This is a genomic window from uncultured Methylobacterium sp. (assembly GCF_964251405.1).
In the GTDB taxonomy this organism is placed as follows: domain Bacteria; phylum Pseudomonadota; class Alphaproteobacteria; order Rhizobiales; family Beijerinckiaceae; genus Methylobacterium.
In genome coordinates this window covers 1-15,630 of the sequence record NZ_CAXUJR010000013.1, presented here as the reverse complement: position 1 = coordinate 15,630, position 15,630 = coordinate 1, and the positions used below count along the sequence as shown (strand labels likewise).

Below are 15,630 nucleotides of genomic sequence, written 5' to 3'. Positions count from 1 at the left end.
AGCGGCCCTCGACCCGGGTGCGCTCAGAGCGCTCCGTCCGCTCGCGCCGCTCGTTGAAGTTCGCGTTCACGGTGCCGCCGCGACGCCCGGTCGTCGTGACGGAGAGACGACGATATTCCGGCGAGCCGTAGACGACGCGCTGGCCCCGAACAGTCACATAGCGCGTCCGACCCCCGCGCACGGTCACGAGGCGACGATACTCAGGTGACCCGTAGATCACGCGCTGGCCGCGAATGGTGACGTAGCGCTTGCGCCCACCTTGCACGTAGCGCTCGCCACCGCCGCGACGTTCGATGACGACGAGGCGGCGATACTCGGGCGAGCCATAGACCACCCGCTGCCCGCGGATCGTGACCGTGCGGCCGGAGCGGCCGCCCTCGACACGCTCGGAGCGGACGTTTGTGCGGGTCTCCCGGGTGGAATCGCGGGTCTCGGTGCGGCTGCGCTCGGCCCGGTTGCCCTCGCGCTCGTTGCCGCCTTGGCCGCCGCGCCGGTCGGCCCGATCCTCGCCGCCTTGCCGGTTGCCACGGTCGGCGCTCTCGCGACCGCCGGCCTGTCCCTGGGACGCGCCCTCGTCACGGCCACCCGACCGCCGCGCGGCCTGGCCGCCGCCCGATGCGTCGCCGCCCCGGTTCGCGCCCATCTGACCGCCGGCGCTGCTTCCCGACGACGTGCCGGCCGCGCCGGCGTTCGCCCCACCGCTTGCGCCGCCGGCGTTACCGGCTGCTCCACCGCCGGCACCCTGCGCGTAGACGGATGTCGTCATCAGCAAAGCGGCCAAACCGATCGCGTACTTCTTCATTGACGTTCCTCCAATGCGTTTATCGGCATCGAAACGTCGAAGGTCCCAAAAGGGTTCAATGCCCTTGTATAATAATTCATCCGGCGAGATCTGCAGGGACCGCGGACGACAAGCTTGTCCGTTCCAACGACCACTAAGAAAGACCGATGCAATCGTCGCTGGTATTGAGTTGGACCGATGGGTTACTGCCTAGCTTGGGCCGTGATCTCGGCTTCGACCTCGGCGGGGTCGAGGTCGTAACGGCGCGAGCAGAACTCGCAGGTGATCCCGATGCGGCCATCATCGGCGACCATGTCGCGCCGCTCCTGGTCCGAGAACGAGCTGATCATGCCGAGCACCCGCTCGGTCGAGCAACGGCACTGCTCGTGAACGCCTTGCGCCTCGAACACACGCACGCCGCGCTCGTGGAACAGTCGGTACAGCAGGCGCTCGCTCGACACGGTGGGATCGACGAGTTCGTGATCCTCGATCGTCGCGACTAGCGAGCGTGCCTCGACCCAGGCATCGTCCTCGGGAACGCCGGCCGCGTCGAAGTGGATGTGGCCCTCGGGCAGGTCGCCGGGCGGCAGATCGGCCAGTCGCGCGCGGTCGAGGGATTGCGGGAGGAACTGCACGAGGAGCCCGCCGGCCCGGTAGGTGCTGACCCCATCCTCGAAGCTCTCGGCCACTGCAAGGCGAACCTGAGTCGGGATCTGCTCCGACTGGCGGAAATACTGGTGCGCCGCCTCCTCGAAGCTCTGGCCTTCGAGGGCGACGACCCCCTGGTAGCGGCTGCGCTCGGAGCCCTGGTCGATGGTCATGGCGAGATGCCCCTGACCGATCAGGTCGGAGGCCTTCGCGCGTCCGCTCGTCAGGGCACCGACCCGCTCCGCGTCGAAGCGGGCGGTGGCGCGCAGGCGATCGGGGGCCTCGAAATCGACCACGATCATCTCAACCGGACCGTCGGTGCGCGTCTGGAGCTGGAACCGTCCCTCGAACTTCAGGGACGAGCCCAGCAGCACGGTCAGCGCCGCAGCCTCGCCGAGGAGCCGCGCCACGGGGTCGGGATATCCGTGCCGGCGCAGGATCGTGTCGACCGAGGGGCCGAGACGCACGACCCGCCCGCGGACGTCGAGGGCCTCGACGGCGAAGGGAAGCGCCACGTCGTCATCGCCCTCGATGCCGAGGTTGGGGTCGGGTGTCTCGTGTCCGGCGGTCATGGCCTCTCCATTCGGCTCGGGACGTCACAGATTCGCCAGCGCTTGCCATTCCAGGGCGCCGAAGGCGAGCCCGGAATCCATTGCCTCTCGGAAATCCGGATCGGCCGTATCGGAAGGTGCGACCTGATCCGACTGCCTTGGCGCTGACGGATTCCGGCTCTGCTACGCAGACCCGTAAAAATGGACGTCACACAATTCCCGTCGCGGGCGATGATGCGTCCAATCCAGTCCATATAGGGAGGCGCGGGAACTCCCTAAACCCCACCCGCCCGCAGGCACCACGCCAGGATCCCCTTCTGCGCATGCAGGCGGTTCTCGGCCTCGTCGAACACCACCGATTGCGGCCCGTCGATGACCTCGGCGGTGACCTCCTCGCCGCGATGCGCCGGCAGGCAGTGCATGAAGATGGCGTCCTTGGCCGCCGCCTTCATCAGCTTCGCATCGACCCGGTAGGGCACGAGCAGGTTGTGACGGTGATGCTCGTCCTCGTCGCCCATCGACACCCAGCAATCGGTGACGACGGCATCGGCACCGGCCACGGCCTCGTAGGCATCGGTGGTGACGTTGATGCTGGCGCCCTCGGCCTTGGCCCAGGCGAGGAGCTCGGTCGGCGCCGATAGCTCGGGCGGGGCGGCGATGTTGAGGGTGAAGTCGAAGCGGGCGGCGGCATGCGCCCAGGAGGCCAGCACGTTGTTGGCGTCGCCCGACCAGGCCACGGTGCGGCCCCTGATCGACCCGCGATGCTCCTCGAAGGTCATGACATCGGCCATGATCTGGCAGGGATGCGAGACCTTGGTCAGGGCGTTGATCACCGGTACCTCGGCATGCTCGGCGAGCTCGCGCATGAGGTCGTGGTCGAGGATGCGGATCATGATCGCGTCGATGTAGCGGGAGAGCACGCGGGCGGTGTCGCCCACGGTCTCGCCGCGCCCGAGCTGCATCTCCTTGCCGGTGAGCATCAGCGTCTCGCCGCCGAGCTCCCGCATGGCCACGTCGAAGGAGACGCGGGTGCGGGTGGAGGGCCGGTCGAACACCATCGCGAGCATCTTGCCGGCGAGAGGCCGCTCGGCGGCGACCTCGCCCTTGCGGCGGCGGCTCTTCATGGCGGCAGCGAGGTCGAGCACCGCGCGCAGGTCCTCGCCGGAGAAATCCTTGAGATCGAGGAAGTGGCGGGGACCGGAGAGGCTGGGAGCCATGGCGGTCGCGAGGTTCGTCGTGGTCATCTGTCCGTTCTTCAAAGCTTGGTCGGCCCTGGAATCGAGAAGCCCGTTCCTGACGTTCGGGCTCGGTCGGCCGGATGGGAATCCCGCCCGTCGCTAAACCGGCGGGAGGGAATGGGAGATCAGCCCCTTGTGACGTCGTGGATTCCGTTCACTCCGCGGCACCCCGCATCTCGACCTCGAGACCGGCCGCGGTCGCCTCGATTCGCTCCACCGCCGCGGCCAGATCGGCCTCGGTGACGATGAGCGGAGGCAACAGACGAACCACGTTGTCGCCGGCAGGGATCACCAGCAGGTGCTGGCCCCTAGCCGCCGCGGCGAACTCGGTATTGGGGACGTTGACCTTGAGGCCGAGCAGCAGGCCGGTACCGCGGATCTCGCTGACGATGTGCGGATGGCGGTCCTTCACGCCCGCCAGCCGCTGCTTCAAGAGGAGGCCCATGCGCTGGACGTGGTCGAGAAAGCCGTCCTCCAGCACCACGTCGAGCACGGCATTGCCCACCGCCATGGCCAGCGGGTTGCCGCCGAACGTGGTGCCGTGGCTGCCGGCGGTCATTCCGCGGGCGGCCTCGGTGGTGGCGAGGCAGACGCCGAGCGGGAAGCCGCCGCCGATGCCCTTGGCGGCGCTCATGATGTCGGGGGCCATGCCCGCCCATTCGTGGGCGAACAGCCGACCCGTGCGCCCGACCCCGGTCTGGACCTCGTCCATGATGAGCAGCAGGCCGCGCTCGTCGCAGAGCGCGCGCAGGCCGCGCAGGCATTGCGGGGGCACCGAGCGGATGCCGCCCTCGCCCTGGATCGGCTCGATCATCAGGGCGGCGGTCTCCGGCCCGATGGCGGCGAGCAACGCCTCGTGGTCGCCGAACGGCACCTGGTCGAACCCGGCGACTTTCGGGCCGAAGCCCTCGATGTATTTCTGCTGGCCGCCGGCGGCCAGCGTCGCCAGGGTGCGGCCGTGGAAGGCGCCCTCGAAGGTGACGATGCGGTAGCGCTCGGGGTTTCCGCCGGCCGCGTGGTACTTGCGCGCGATCTTGATGGCGGCCTCGTTGGCCTCCGCGCCCGAGTTGCAGAAGAAGGCCACGTCCGCGAAGGTCGCGTCCACGAGGCGCTGGCCGAGGCGCTCGCCGTCGGGAATCTGGAACAGGTTCGAGGTGTGCCAGAGCTTGGCCGCCTGGGTGGTCAGGGCCTCGACGAGGTGGGGATGGGCGTGGCCGAGCGCGTTGACCGCAATGCCGGCCCCGAAATCGAGGTATCGCTCGCCGCTCTCCGCCACGAGCCAAGCGCCCTCTCCCCGCTCGAAGGCGACGGGAGCCCGGGCATAGGTCGGCAGAAGGGCGGATGTCACGTGTCCGTCTCCGTGTTCGCGCGAGGGTAACGTCCCGCGAAAGCTGGAAATGAAAGTGCCGCCTCGAAACCGGGGCGGCACGCGCGCGATTACTAGGGACATGGCCGGTTCTGTCAATCACGAGCCGTCCTCGGAAGGCGCTGTTGCCTCATCAACGGGCAATGTTCAGGCGCCGGCGCGACTTCGCACCTCCCGTCTTGCGTATTTCATGCCGGCCATGCTCAGAGCCTTCCGATCGCCGCGCTTAAAGCGTGCGCAGGAGGATCACGTCGATGAGCACCGTCACGGAACGTCTGGCCGCCCTCGGTCTCGCCCTGCCCAAGGCAGCCGCCCCGGTGGCGAACTACGTCCCCTTCACCCGCACCGGCTCGATCGTCATCGTGTCCGGCCAGATCTGCTTCGGTCCGGATGGCAGGATCGCGGACGCGCACAAGGGCAAGCTCGGCGCCGAGGTCTCGCCCGAGGACGGCCTGGAGGCCGCACGGCTCTGCGCGCTCAACGTGCTGGCACAGGTGGAGGCCGCCGTGGGCGACCTCGATCACGGCGTCGTCCAGTGCCTGCGGCTTGGCGGCTTCATCAACGCGGCGCCCGGCTTCCACGCGCTGGCGCCGATCATGAACGGCGCCTCCGACCTCATGGTCGCGGTGCTGGGTGATCGCGGTCGCCATGCCCGCTCCACCGTCGGCGTCGCCGGGCTGCCGCTCGATGCCGCCGTCGAGGTCGAGGCGATGTTCGAGGTGAAGTGAAGGCCTGACGATGACCCCGAGCCGCAACGCGCCGGCCTGGCTCACCGCCCGGCCCATCGCCCATCGCGGCCTGCACGACCGGGCGGCGGGCATCCCCGAGAACACGGTCGCGGCGGCGCGGGGCGCGATCGGTTGCGGCTACGGCATCGAGTGCGATGTCCAGCTCAGCGCCGATGGCGAGGCGATGGTGTTCCACGACGAGGCGCTGGGGCGGCTGACCGCTCTGAGTGACGCGGTCGTGGCGCGCTCGGCCGCCAACCTCTCCGGCCTCGCGATCGCCGGCACGGGCGAGTGCATCCCGACCCTGCCCGCCTTCCTCGGCGCCATCGCCGGGCGGGTGCCCCTCGTCGTCGAGGTCAAGTCGCGCTTCACCGGCGACCTCCGGCTGGTCCGCCGCGTGGCGGAGGTGGTGTCGGCCTATGGCGGACCGGTGGCGGTGAAGTCGTTCGACCCCGGGATCGTGGCGGCCCTGGCCGAGCTGGCGCCGGCCATTCCCCGCGGGATCGTGGGCGAGACGACCCAGGACGATCCCTCCTACGTGACATTGCCGCCGAGCCTGCGGCACTCGCTCGCCAATCTCCTGCATCTCTCCGAGAGCCGGCCCGACTTCCTGTCCTGGCGCGTCGACGACCTGCCCTGCGCCGCGGCCTATCTGTGTCGCCATCTCGGCAGGCTGCCGGTGATGACGTGGACGGTGCGGACTCCCGATCAGCGCGCGCTTGCGGGACTGCACGCCGACCAGATGGTGTTCGAGGAATTCCGGCCGTAGGCGACCGCAGCTCCGCCGAAGCGCCCTCTTGGCGAGAGGGGTTGCGTTGCGTCGAGGAAAGCGGAGACCTCCCGCCGGTCTTGCCGGTGAGTCCAGCACCCTCGAAAACCGGGCATCCTCAGGCGCCTGCGACCGCGGGTGCGCGGCCGTCCGCTTGCCCGCTCCCGGCATCGGGTTAGATTGCTCGCATGGAAAGACCGGGCAAGACGGCCGGGGCCGCGGCGGAACTGCAGGTGCGCCCGCTCACGGGTCTCGCCCAAATCCCGGCTGCGCAGTGGGATGCCTGCGCGACCTCGCCCGAAACCCTGGCGGGCGGTGACGAGACCCACAATCCGTTCGTCTCTCACGCCTTCCTGTCGTCCCTGGAGGAATCGGGCTGCGTCTCGCGGCGCACGGGCTGGCTGCCGCTGCACGTGGCGGTGGAGCAGTCGGGGCGGCTCGTCGGGGTGGCGCCGTGCTATCTCAAGTCCCATAGCCAGGGCGAATACGTGTTCGACCACGGCTGGGCTGACGCCTATGAGCGCGCCGGCGGCAGCTACTACCCCAAGCTTCAGGTCAGCGTGCCGTTCACGCCGGTGACGGGGCCGCGCTTCCTGATCGCGCCGGGCGAAGACGTGGAGATGGCGGCGTCCGCCCTTGTCGCGGGCCTGCGCGCCCTGCGCAACGAGACCGAGGCCTCCTCGATCCACGTCACCTTCATGCAGCAGCGCGAATGGGTGCAGGCCGGCGCCTTGGGCTTCCTGCAGCGGGTGGACCAGCAGTTCCACTGGGACAACGCGGGTTACGCCGGTTTCGAGGACTTCCTTGGGGCGCTGGCCTCGCGAAAACGCAAGGCAATCCGGCGCGAGCGCCGTGATGCCCTGGCCAACGGCATCACCATCGAGCACCTCACCGGCGCCGACCTGACGGAAGAGGTCTGGGACGCGTTCTACGGCTTCTACGTCGACACGGGTGCGCGCAAATGGGGGCGGCCCTACCTCAACCGGCGCTTCTTCGCCCTCATCGGCGAGCGCATGCCCGAGCGCATCCTGCTGGTGATGGCCAAGCGCGAGGGCCAGTACATCGCCGGGGCCATCAACCTCATCGGGGACGTGGCCCTCTACGGCCGCAACTGGGGCTGCGCCGAAGACCATCCGTTCCTGCATTTCGAGGTCTGCTACTACCAGGCGATCGATTTTGCGATCGCGCGCGGACTCAAGCGGGTCGAGGCGGGCGCGCAGGGGGAGCACAAGCTCGCCCGCGGCTATCGCCCGGTCCTGATGCACTCGGCCCACGACATCGCCGATCCGGGCCTGCGCCGGGCGGTCTCCGACTATCTGGCGCGTGAGCGCGACCACGTCCTCGAAGCCGCCGACGCCCTCGATACCCTGACGCCGTTCCGGCGCGGCGATGGATCCCGTGAGGAGACCGAATGACCCCGATCGACCGCATCGCCACTTATGCCGACGAACTGACGGCCCTGCGGCGCGACCTCCACGCCCATCCCGAGCTCGGGTTCGAGGAGGTCCGCACGGCCGCCGTCGTCGCCGAGCAGCTGGAGCGGTTCGGCATCGCCGTGCATCGCGGCATCGGCGGCACGGGCGTCGTCGGGGTCCTGGAGGGACGCTCCGGCACGGGCCGTCGCATCGGCCTGCGGGCCGACATGGACGCCCTGCCGATCGAGGAGGCGACGAACCTCCCCTATCGCTCGACCGTTCCGGGCAAGATGCACGCCTGCGGCCATGACGGCCACACCACCATGCTGGTCGGTGCGGCCCGCTACCTCGCCGAGACCCGCGACTTTGACGGCACTGCCCTGTTCGTCTTCCAGCCCGCCGAGGAGGGCCTGGGAGGCGCACGAGCGATGCTCGCCGACGGGTTGTTCGAGCGCTTTCCCTGCGACGAGGTCTACGGCCTCCACAACGCCCCCAACGTTCCCCACGGGCGCATCCAGCTCTGCCCCGGCCCCGCGATGGCGGCGGCCGATTTCTTCGACATCCGGGTGATCGGGCGGGGCGCCCACGCGGCCCAGCCCAACCGCGGCATCGACCCGATCCTCGTGGCCACGGCCCTTGCCCAGGCGATGCAATCGATCGTCGCGCGCAACGCCAACCCGCTCGAGAGCGCGGTCTTGTCGATCACGCAGATCCATGCGGGCGCGGCCTACAACGTCATCCCGGAGGAGGCGCATCTCGCCGGCACCGTGCGCAGCTTCGACCCCGCCTTGCGGCAGCTAATCTCCGCCCGGATCCGCGAACTCGCGGCGGGCCTCGCCGCGGCCTACGGCGCCACGATCGAGGTCGAGATCCGCGACGTGTTCTCGGTGCTCGTCAACAGCCCCGCCCAGACGGCGGCGGCGGCCGAGATCGCCCGTGATTTGTTCGGCGCGGAGAGGGTGGACGCTGCCGCGCGCGCCCATATGGGCAGCGAGGATTTCGCCGACATGGTCGCGGCGGTGCCGGGTGCCTATGCGTGGATCGGGATGAGCCCGGGGCCGAACCTGCACAACGCGGCCTATGATTTCGACGACACCATCATCCCGCTCGGCAGCGCGTATCTCGCGAGCCTCGTCGAGTGCCGCACGGGAGCCTGAGCCGACGTGACCACCCTCCACGACCTCGCGCCGAAGGGTGCCGACGGAACGCCCTATCCGCTGGTGCAGCATCGGGGCCAAGTCCTTCTCATCGTCAACACCGCCTCTAAATGCGGCTTCACCCCGCAATACGAGGGCTTGGAAGCCCTGTGGCGGCGCCATCGCGGCGAGGGCCTCGTGGTGCTCGGCTTTCCCTGCAACCAGTTCGGCGCCCAGGAGCCTGGGAACGAGGACGAGATCGCGCGCTTCTGCAGCCTGACCTACGATGTCAGCTTTCCCCTGATGGCGAAGGTCGCGGTGAACGGGTCCGAGGCCGATCCCGTCTTTGCGCATCTCAAGAGCGCGAAGCCCGGCCTGCTCGGCACCACCGGCATCAAGTGGAACTTCACGAAGTTCCTGGTCGGCCGCGACGGCCGGGTGATCGGCCGCTACCCGCCCCAGACCAAGCCCGCCGACCTCGAAGGCGAGATCGCCAAGGCGCTGGCCGAACCGGCTCCTTGACCCGCCGTCACGCCGGCATCGCCACCGCCTGCTGCCGCGACTGAACCTCGATGAAGACCCGGGTCACGGTCGGATGACGCCGCTTCAGCGTCGTCTCGAGCCGCGTGACCAGCGTCTCGATCTCGCCGGCGCGCATGTCGTCGTCCATGTCGAGGCTGACGTTCACGAGGATGTCGGAGGGCCCGAGATGCTGGGTCAACACCGCGTTGACATGGCCGACGCCGGGCTCCGCGCGCATGGCGGCATGGATGTCGGAGACCAGTTCCGGGTCGGCCGCTTCGCCGATGAGGAGGCCGTGGGTCTCGATCATGAGGAAGATCGCCATGCCCACCAGGATCAGGCCGATGCCGATGGAGGACCAGCCGTCGAGCACCGGCATGTCGAGAACGTGGGCGAGGACCACGCCGGCAAAGGCCACGACGAGGCCGAGGAGGGCCGCGACGTCCTCCACCAGCACCGTGAACAGGGCCGGGTCCTTGCTCCGGCGGATCGCCGTGATCGGCGGGCGTCCACCCTTCTCCTTCCAGAACGCCCTGATCGCGACGAGACAGGAATAGCTCTCCGCCGCCAGCGCGAAAGCGAGGATGCCGAGGTTCACCCAGACCCCCGGGATGGTCCGGCCCCAGATCACCGCGTCGGCCGGGGCTTCCGGATAGTGGATCTTGTGGATGCCCTCGTAGATCGCGAAGGCGCCGCCGCCGAGGAAGATGAACAGCGCGACGATGAAGGCGTAGAAATACACCTCGCGCCCGTAGCCGAACGGGTGGCGGGTATCGGCCGGGCGCTTGGCGCGCTTGAGCCCGATGAGCAGCAGGATCTGGTTGGCGGTGTCGACGAGGGAATGCACGCCCTCGGCGAGCATTGCCGAGCTTCCCGTCAGGAATGCGCCCACGAACTTGGCCGCCGCGATGGCGAGGTTGGCGCCCGCTGCCGTGTAGATGGCGCTGCTGCTCTCGTGGGCCATGCGGGTCTTCGTCTCCGGGAGGGTAACGAGGCGAACGCGCGAAGCGCGGCGGCGGTTCGCGCCCCTTTGGCCGGAGTGGACGCGGTGACGCCGCCTGTGCATCGTGCCGGTCGCCATCCTCCGGAGCCGCCCGCCATGACGACCCCGTATGACCCCGACAACGTCTTCGCCAAGATCCTGCGCGGCGAGATCCCCGCGCACCGGGTCTACGAGGATGCCGACACCCTCGCCTTCATGGATGTGATGCCGCAGGCCGAGGGCCACACCCTGGTGATCCCAAAGGCGCCGTCGCGCGGCCTCCTCGATGCCGAGCCGGCGTCCCTCGCCGCCGTGATGGCGACGGTCCAGCGCGTCGCCCGCGCAGTAAAGACGGCCTTCGAGGCCGACGGTCTCACGATCTTCCAGTACAACGAGCCGGCCGGCGGGCAGACGGTGTTCCACCTGCACGTCCACATCCTGCCGCGCCATGCCGGCGTGGCGCTGACCGGCCATACGGGGCGGATGGCCGACCCAGATCGTCTGGCGGAGCATGCGGCGCGCATCCGCACCGCCTTGGCGGACGGTTAGGGCTTCCGCCTGCCGGGCCGGCCTCAGGGCCGGGACGCCTCAGCTCGCGACGCCCGCCGTATGCGACGTCAGGATCGTCGACACCGTCTGGCGCAAGGCCGCGTTCTCGGCTTCCAGTTCGCTCACCCGCCGGATGAGCCGCAGCATCGCCTCGGCGGGATCGGTCTCCGTTGTCTGTTCGGGCGGCGCGGCCGGTTCCTCGACGGGGCTGGCGATCGCGACCGGCGCGACCGTGGGGGCCGGTGCGCGGGCAGCCCCGGTATCCGCGAAGGTGATGCCGATGCCGTCGCTGCGCCGCCAGCGCAGGCTGGAGCGGTAGGTCCTCTCCTTCTGAGGGATATAGAGGTCGAAGGCCTCCGGCAGCACGGCCGACTGGCTCAGCGCGAGGCGTGCGCCGGACATGGACATGTCCCGGACGAGACAATCCATGCTCGACGCGCCGTTGTTGAAGATGATGCGCCCCTTGAGGAAGGTCCTCTGGCGCGTTTCCCTGCGATGTTCCGACATGGTGTCGGTCTCCGACTCCGCCTTGGCTGAGCCGTACCGTCTCACGGTGCTCCTTAAGGAATACCCGCCGGGATGTCCGAATCCCGGGCGGCCCCTCAGGAGAAGCGCAGATCGCTGGTCTGGAACAGGTAGAAGCCGTTGAATCGTACGCCCGCGAGCGCCGCCTGATCGTCGAATCCCACCGGCGTCCGGCTCTCCCCGTCGAGCTTCCCGTCGAAGGTCCAGCGCTCCCCGCTGAGGAAGCGCGGCACCGCCGAGGTTTCCGGCACGGCGCAGCACAGGCCGCGCACGCTCTTCAGGCAGAAAAGATTGTAGCTCCGCATCGTCTCGCCTCCGCTCGGCCGCCCCGAGTCGAGGCCTAAGGGGCTAATCTGACGCTATCATGATCGTCAGGTTTCGGGAACGTTACGCTCGAGCTCGGACAGCCAGGCCCGTGCATTGCCGTCGGAGGGCGCGCGCCAGTCGCCACGCGGCGAGAGCGAACCGCCCGCCGAGACCTTGGGTCCGTTGGGGAGGGCGGAGCGCTTGAACTGGCTGAAGCCGAAGAACCGCTTGAGGAAGACTCCGAGCCAGGACCGGATCTCGGGCAGGTCGTAGGCCCGGCGCTTGTCCGCGGCGAGGTCGGGCGGCCACTCGCCCGCCGAGGCGTCGCCCCAGGCATGCAGCGCCAGGAAGGCGATCCTGGACGGCCGGAAGCCGTGGCGCAGGGTGTAGTAGAGGTTGAAGTCCTGCAGGGCATAGGGACCGATCGCGCTCTCGGTGCTCTGGGGCGTCGCCCCCTCCTCCGCCGGCACGAGCTCGGGCGAGATCTCGGTCGCGAGGATGGCCCGCAGGATCGTGCCGACGTCGCGCGAGAACTGCTCCTCGCCGATGACCCAGCGGATGAGATGCTGGATCAGGGTTTTCGGCACCCCGGCATTGACGCCGTAATGGCTCATCTGGTCGCCCACGCCGTAGGTGCACCAGCCGAGCGCCAGTTCCGACAGGTCGCCGGTGCCGATGACGATGCCGCCCGTCTGGTTGGCGAGCCGGAACAGGTAATCGGTGCGCAGGCCCGCCTGCACGTTCTCGAAGGTGACGTCGTAGACCGCCTCGCCACGGCCGAACGGGTGGCCCATGTCGGCGAGCATCTGCCGGGCCGCCGGGCGGATGTCGATCTCCTCGGCGCTCACCCCGAGCGCCGCCATCAGCGCGTGGGCGTTGGACTTCGTGGTGTCCGAAGTGGCGAAGCCCGGCAGGGTATAGGCGAGGATGTCGCTGCGCGGGAACCGGAGCCGGTCGAAGGCGCGGGCGGCGACGATGAGCGCATGGGTCGAATCGAGGCCGCCGGAGACGCCGATCACCACCTTGCGGGCGCCGATGCCCTCCAGCCGGCGCGCCAGCCCCGCGACCTGGATGTTGTAGGCCTCGTAGCAATCCTGGGCGAGGCGGCCCCGGTCAGCGGGCACGAAGGGGAAGCGCTCGATCCGCCGCAACAGTCCGAGATCGTCGGCCGGCGCGTCCAGCCGGAAGGCGACTTGCCGGTAGGGGCGCGATCCGACGCGGGCGTTGTCGTCGAAGCTGCCGGCCTGGAGTCGCTCCTGGGCGATGAGGTCGAGGTCGATGTCGGCGAGTGTGACCACGGGATCGTCGGAGAAGCGCTCGCCCTCGGCCAGGCGCACGCCGTTCTCGTCGATCGAGGTCTGCCCGTCCCAGGACAGGTCGGTGGTGGATTCGCCTAGGCCCGCCGCCGCATAGGCGTAGGCGCACAGGCAGCGCATCGAGGCCGACCGGGAGAGGAGGGCGCGCGAATCCGCCCGGCCCACGGTGATCGGGCTCCCCGAGGGATTGGCGACGAGCGTGGCGCCCGCCAGGGCCGCCGCCGTGCCCGGGCTCGCCGGCACCCAGAGATCCTCGCAGATCTCGATGGCGAGGACGAGCTTCGGCAGGTCGGCGGCCGTGAACAGCAGGTCGGTGCCGAAGGGTGCGTCGAGGCCGCCGACCGCGATCGTCTCGCCGACGAGGCCGGCACCGGGGGCGAAGTGGCGCTTCTCGTAGAACTCCCGGTAGTTCGGCAGGTAGCTTTTCGGCACCACGCCCAGAAGCGCGCCGCGATGGATGGCGAGGGCGCAGTTGTAGAGGCGGTGGCCCCAGCGCAGCGGCGCACCGACCACGAGCACCGGCATCAGCCCGGCCGAGGCCGCGACGATCCGTGCGACGGCGGCCTCGACGGCGTCGAGCAGGGTTTCCTGCAGGAAGAGGTCTTCGATCGCGTAGGCCGAGACGCAGAGTTCCGGAAACACCGCCACCGCCGCCCCCGCCTCGTGGCAGCGTTGCGCCAGCGCCAGGATCGCGTCGGCATTGCGTTCGGGGTCGCCCGGCTCGCTGCGCCCCGTGCAGGCCGCGATCCTGGCGAACCCCTGGCCGTAGAGCGACCGGAAGGTCTGGGCGGTGGCTCTCTGGACCAAAGGACACGGACCTCGTCGTGACGGACCGCGCGACTCTAGCGTCTCCGGCATCGCCGCTCCAGACCCCTGCCGGACGGGCGTCCAGCGGATCGATCAAGGGCTCGGCTGTCGTCCGCGCCCGGCGTTTCAAGCGTCTGTTAACGACGATAGGCCTAACTGGCCGTGAACCGCGCCATCGGGCAAGCGGACCCATGTTCGAGCAAATCCGACCATCATGCGTGCATCGGGACGGCCTCCCTATTCCCATCGTGATCCCTCGCGGCCCGGACGCGGCGTCGACCGCCCCGGTCTGTCGCTCGGCGCCCTGGCGCACCGGCTCCTGAATCTCAGGGCGAGTCTGGCTCGGCGCATCGCCGGGCCAGCCCAGCGCCCCGGCTACCCGGCGGCTGCCGCGCGTCCCGCCCAGACCTGGCTCGTTCCCCCGGGTACGATGCTGGGCCGCGAGCAACCGGGCGCCGGCCGACCGGCGCCGATCGAGGCTTGGCCGGTCCAGGCTTGGCAGGTTCAGGTCTGGCCGGACCATGTCTTCGACGACCGCGCCACCCTCGACATGGTGCAGGCCGGGCCGCGCTCCGCCGAGAGCCGGATCGACGAGGACGCATCGGGTCCGCGCGTGCTGATTCGCTCGCCCCGCCGCCCGACCGCCCTCATGACCGAGGACGGGGCGCCCGGACGCTCCCCGGCTCCCGAGCCGGTTCAGGCCGTCCGCTATACGAGGACGCCGGACCCCGTCCTGCAGGAGCGCCGCCAGCGTGCCCGCGACGCCGAGCGTGCCGCTCAGGCGCAGGCCGAGGCCCTCGAGGCCGTTCGCGCCCTCGCCGAAGCCAACGAGGCCGCCGAGGCCGCCGCCCAGGCCGAACGGGCCGCGGCGCTGCCGCCCGAGCCGCCGCTGCCCCTGTGGCGCCAGCCCTTCGTCATGCCCCCCGGCGTCCGCTTCTTCCGAAGCCCGGACCGCAAGCCGGTGACGGTCGCCGTCGCCACACACTTGCCTGAGCCGCCCGCCGAGGCCGTCGCCGCCGACTGGTCGGAGGTTCCCGACTGGTCGGACATGCGCTCGTGGTTCGACGGGCAGGACTTCGATGGCCAGGACGCCGCGCTGGAGGCTTGGACGGCGATCCAAGCCGAGGCGTCCGCCGTCCCGGCCGTGATCGAGCTCGCGGCCGCCGCGCCTGCGAGCGATTTCGTCCTAGTCGAGGTCGAGCCCGTAGCCTCGCAGGTTGTGACCGCATCGCTACCCGCCTCGGTCTATGGCTTCGACCGGCTGGTGCGCTTCGATCCCGCCGCGGTGCCCTGCCCGGCCGACGGTCAGGACAATGCCGCCGGTGCCGTCGCTCCCCTCCATCCGCCGCGCCTGTCCGCGATGGCGGCCCGCGCGGCGATCCGGTCCGCCCGGCCCCCTTCGCAGATCCCTGTTGAAGCCCCGGTGCAGGCCCCCTCCCCTGCCGCCGGGCCGATCCTGGAGTTGGCCGACATTCCAGTGCCCGAGATTCCGGCCGCACAGGTGATCGCCTTCGCCGTACCTTTCTCGGCCTCCCTCCCCGTTGAAGCCGAGCCGCCATCCGAGGCGACCGGCTTCGTCCCGACGGTGATCGCGCCGCGGCCCGTCCTGCTGCGCAACCCGAAATCCGTCGCGGTCGAGGAGGTCGCCGCCGAAACGCCGGCGGAGCCGGAGATCGATCGACCCGTCCCCAAGCCTGTTCCCGAGCCCGAGCCGGTCCCTGCGCTGCCCGTGGTCCAGGCTCTGCGCAGCGTTCTGCCCGATCCCCGTGCCACCCTGATCCCCGCCGGCCGGCACGTGCCGATGTCGGTCGTCGAGAACGCGGATTACGAGCTGCCCTCGCTGGAACTCCTGGCCGAGCCCGACCCGACCGGCACCGAGGAGGTCGATGCCGACGTTCTCGAGCAGAACGCCCTCAACCTGCAGCAGACGGTCCAGGATTTCGGCGTGCGCGGCGACATCCTGGCGGTGCGGCCCGGTCCCGTCGTGACCC

Annotated in this window: 15 protein-coding genes; 7 read left to right on the top strand and 8 right to left on the bottom strand. The window is 69.9% G+C overall.

Features of this window, described 5'->3' with window-relative positions; all coding sequences use genetic code 11:
* The 4 genes from ACFE7U_RS04140 to ACFE7U_RS04125 all read right to left on the bottom strand — a co-directional run.
* Nucleotides 1–802: hypothetical protein (locus tag ACFE7U_RS04140; RefSeq protein WP_375408467.1), on the bottom strand; the 802-nt coding region annotated here is incomplete at its 3' end.
* A 182-nt stretch (nucleotides 803–984) separates the two neighbouring features.
* A complete protein-coding gene (locus ACFE7U_RS04135; RefSeq protein ID WP_375408466.1) occupies nucleotides 985–2,001 on the bottom strand; it encodes an Hsp33 family molecular chaperone in 1,017 nt (338 codons plus the stop codon).
* A 254-nt stretch (nucleotides 2,002–2,255) separates the two neighbouring features.
* Nucleotides 2,256–3,224, bottom strand: a complete 969-nt coding sequence (argF, locus tag ACFE7U_RS04130; protein WP_375408465.1) for an ornithine carbamoyltransferase — start codon at nucleotides 3,222–3,224, stop codon at nucleotides 2,256–2,258.
* Between the two features lie 148 nt (nucleotides 3,225–3,372).
* Nucleotides 3,373–4,566 carry an aspartate aminotransferase family protein gene (locus tag ACFE7U_RS04125; protein WP_375408464.1) on the bottom strand — a complete coding sequence of 398 codons (1,194 nt, stop codon included), beginning with the start codon at nucleotides 4,564–4,566 and terminating at the stop codon, nucleotides 3,373–3,375.
* Between the two features lie 272 nt (nucleotides 4,567–4,838).
* On the opposite strand from ACFE7U_RS04125, the gene ACFE7U_RS04120 reads away from it, so the two are divergent.
* The 5 genes from ACFE7U_RS04120 (at nucleotide 4,839) to ACFE7U_RS04100 (ending at nucleotide 9,154) form a co-directional block, all read left to right on the top strand.
* Entirely contained in the window at nucleotides 4,839–5,312 is a 474-nt protein-coding gene (locus ACFE7U_RS04120; protein ID WP_375408463.1) for a RidA family protein, read from the top strand.
* Between the two features lie 10 nt (nucleotides 5,313–5,322).
* A complete protein-coding gene (locus ACFE7U_RS04115) occupies nucleotides 5,323–6,081 on the top strand; it encodes a glycerophosphodiester phosphodiesterase family protein (RefSeq protein WP_375408462.1) in 759 nt (252 codons plus the stop codon).
* A 188-nt stretch (nucleotides 6,082–6,269) separates the two neighbouring features.
* Nucleotides 6,270–7,496 (top strand): GNAT family N-acetyltransferase, encoded by a 1,227-nt coding sequence (locus ACFE7U_RS04110; RefSeq protein WP_375408461.1) that lies wholly within the window; start codon nucleotides 6,270–6,272, stop codon nucleotides 7,494–7,496.
* Nucleotides 7,493–8,653: a M20 aminoacylase family protein gene (locus tag ACFE7U_RS04105; RefSeq protein ID WP_375408460.1), complete on the top strand. Its 1,161-nt coding sequence runs from the start codon at nucleotides 7,493–7,495 to the stop codon at nucleotides 8,651–8,653. Before ACFE7U_RS04110 ends, ACFE7U_RS04105 begins: the two co-directional genes overlap by 4 nt.
* 6 nt (nucleotides 8,654–8,659) lie before the next feature.
* Complete coding sequence (locus ACFE7U_RS04100) at nucleotides 8,660–9,154, top strand: glutathione peroxidase (protein ID WP_375408459.1); 495 nt, start codon at nucleotides 8,660–8,662, stop codon at nucleotides 9,152–9,154.
* A gap of 7 nt (nucleotides 9,155–9,161) precedes the next feature.
* Here the strand turns inward: ACFE7U_RS04100 and ACFE7U_RS04095 are convergent, their stop codons facing one another.
* Nucleotides 9,162–10,118, bottom strand: a complete 957-nt coding sequence (locus ACFE7U_RS04095) for a cation diffusion facilitator family transporter (RefSeq protein ID WP_375408458.1) — start codon at nucleotides 10,116–10,118, stop codon at nucleotides 9,162–9,164.
* 135 nt (nucleotides 10,119–10,253) lie between these two features.
* On the opposite strand from ACFE7U_RS04095, the gene ACFE7U_RS04090 reads away from it, so the two are divergent.
* Entirely contained in the window at nucleotides 10,254–10,685 is a 432-nt protein-coding gene (locus tag ACFE7U_RS04090; protein WP_375408457.1) for an HIT family protein, read from the top strand.
* Between the two features lie 39 nt (nucleotides 10,686–10,724).
* Here the strand turns inward: ACFE7U_RS04090 and ACFE7U_RS04085 are convergent, their stop codons facing one another.
* The 3 genes from ACFE7U_RS04085 to ACFE7U_RS04075 form a co-directional block, all read right to left on the bottom strand.
* Nucleotides 10,725–11,192, bottom strand: coding sequence for a PilZ domain-containing protein (locus tag ACFE7U_RS04085; protein WP_375408456.1), 468 nt, complete (start codon nucleotides 11,190–11,192; stop codon nucleotides 10,725–10,727).
* 95 nt (nucleotides 11,193–11,287) lie between these two features.
* Nucleotides 11,288–11,515, bottom strand: coding sequence for a hypothetical protein (locus ACFE7U_RS04080; RefSeq protein ID WP_375408455.1), 228 nt, complete (start codon nucleotides 11,513–11,515; stop codon nucleotides 11,288–11,290).
* Nucleotides 11,516–11,581: 66 nt separating this feature from the next.
* Nucleotides 11,582–13,639 (bottom strand): NAD(+) synthase, encoded by a 2,058-nt coding sequence (locus ACFE7U_RS04075; RefSeq protein ID WP_375408454.1) that lies wholly within the window; start codon nucleotides 13,637–13,639, stop codon nucleotides 11,582–11,584.
* Nucleotides 13,640–13,853: 214 nt separating this feature from the next.
* Here ACFE7U_RS04075 and ACFE7U_RS04070 point away from each other — a divergent pair.
* The coding region (locus ACFE7U_RS04070; RefSeq protein ID WP_375408453.1) for a DNA translocase FtsK at nucleotides 13,854–15,630 on the top strand (1,777 nt) is incomplete at its 3' end.

What these genes read in the sequence shown, in the direction of transcription:
- ACFE7U_RS04135 (WP_375408466.1), bottom strand. Translation starts at nt 2,001, where the DNA reads ATGACCGCCGGACACGAGACACCCGACCCCAACCTCGGCATCGAGGGC.
- argF (WP_375408465.1), bottom strand. Translation starts at nt 3,224, where the DNA reads ATGACCACGACGAACCTCGCGACCGCCATGGCTCCCAGCCTCTCCGGT.
- ACFE7U_RS04120 (WP_375408463.1), top strand. Translation starts at nt 4,839, where the DNA reads ATGAGCACCGTCACGGAACGTCTGGCCGCCCTCGGTCTCGCCCTGCCC.
- ACFE7U_RS04115 (WP_375408462.1), top strand. Translation starts at nt 5,323, where the DNA reads ATGACCCCGAGCCGCAACGCGCCGGCCTGGCTCACCGCCCGGCCCATC.
- ACFE7U_RS04110 (WP_375408461.1), top strand. Translation starts at nt 6,270, where the DNA reads ATGGAAAGACCGGGCAAGACGGCCGGGGCCGCGGCGGAACTGCAGGTG.
- ACFE7U_RS04105 (WP_375408460.1), top strand. Translation starts at nt 7,493, where the DNA reads ATGACCCCGATCGACCGCATCGCCACTTATGCCGACGAACTGACGGCC.
- ACFE7U_RS04095 (WP_375408458.1), bottom strand. Translation starts at nt 10,118, where the DNA reads ATGGCCCACGAGAGCAGCAGCGCCATCTACACGGCAGCGGGCGCCAAC.
- ACFE7U_RS04090 (WP_375408457.1), top strand. Translation starts at nt 10,254, where the DNA reads ATGACGACCCCGTATGACCCCGACAACGTCTTCGCCAAGATCCTGCGC.
- ACFE7U_RS04085 (WP_375408456.1), bottom strand. Translation starts at nt 11,192, where the DNA reads ATGTCGGAACATCGCAGGGAAACGCGCCAGAGGACCTTCCTCAAGGGG.
- ACFE7U_RS04080 (WP_375408455.1), bottom strand. Translation starts at nt 11,515, where the DNA reads ATGCGGAGCTACAATCTTTTCTGCCTGAAGAGCGTGCGCGGCCTGTGC.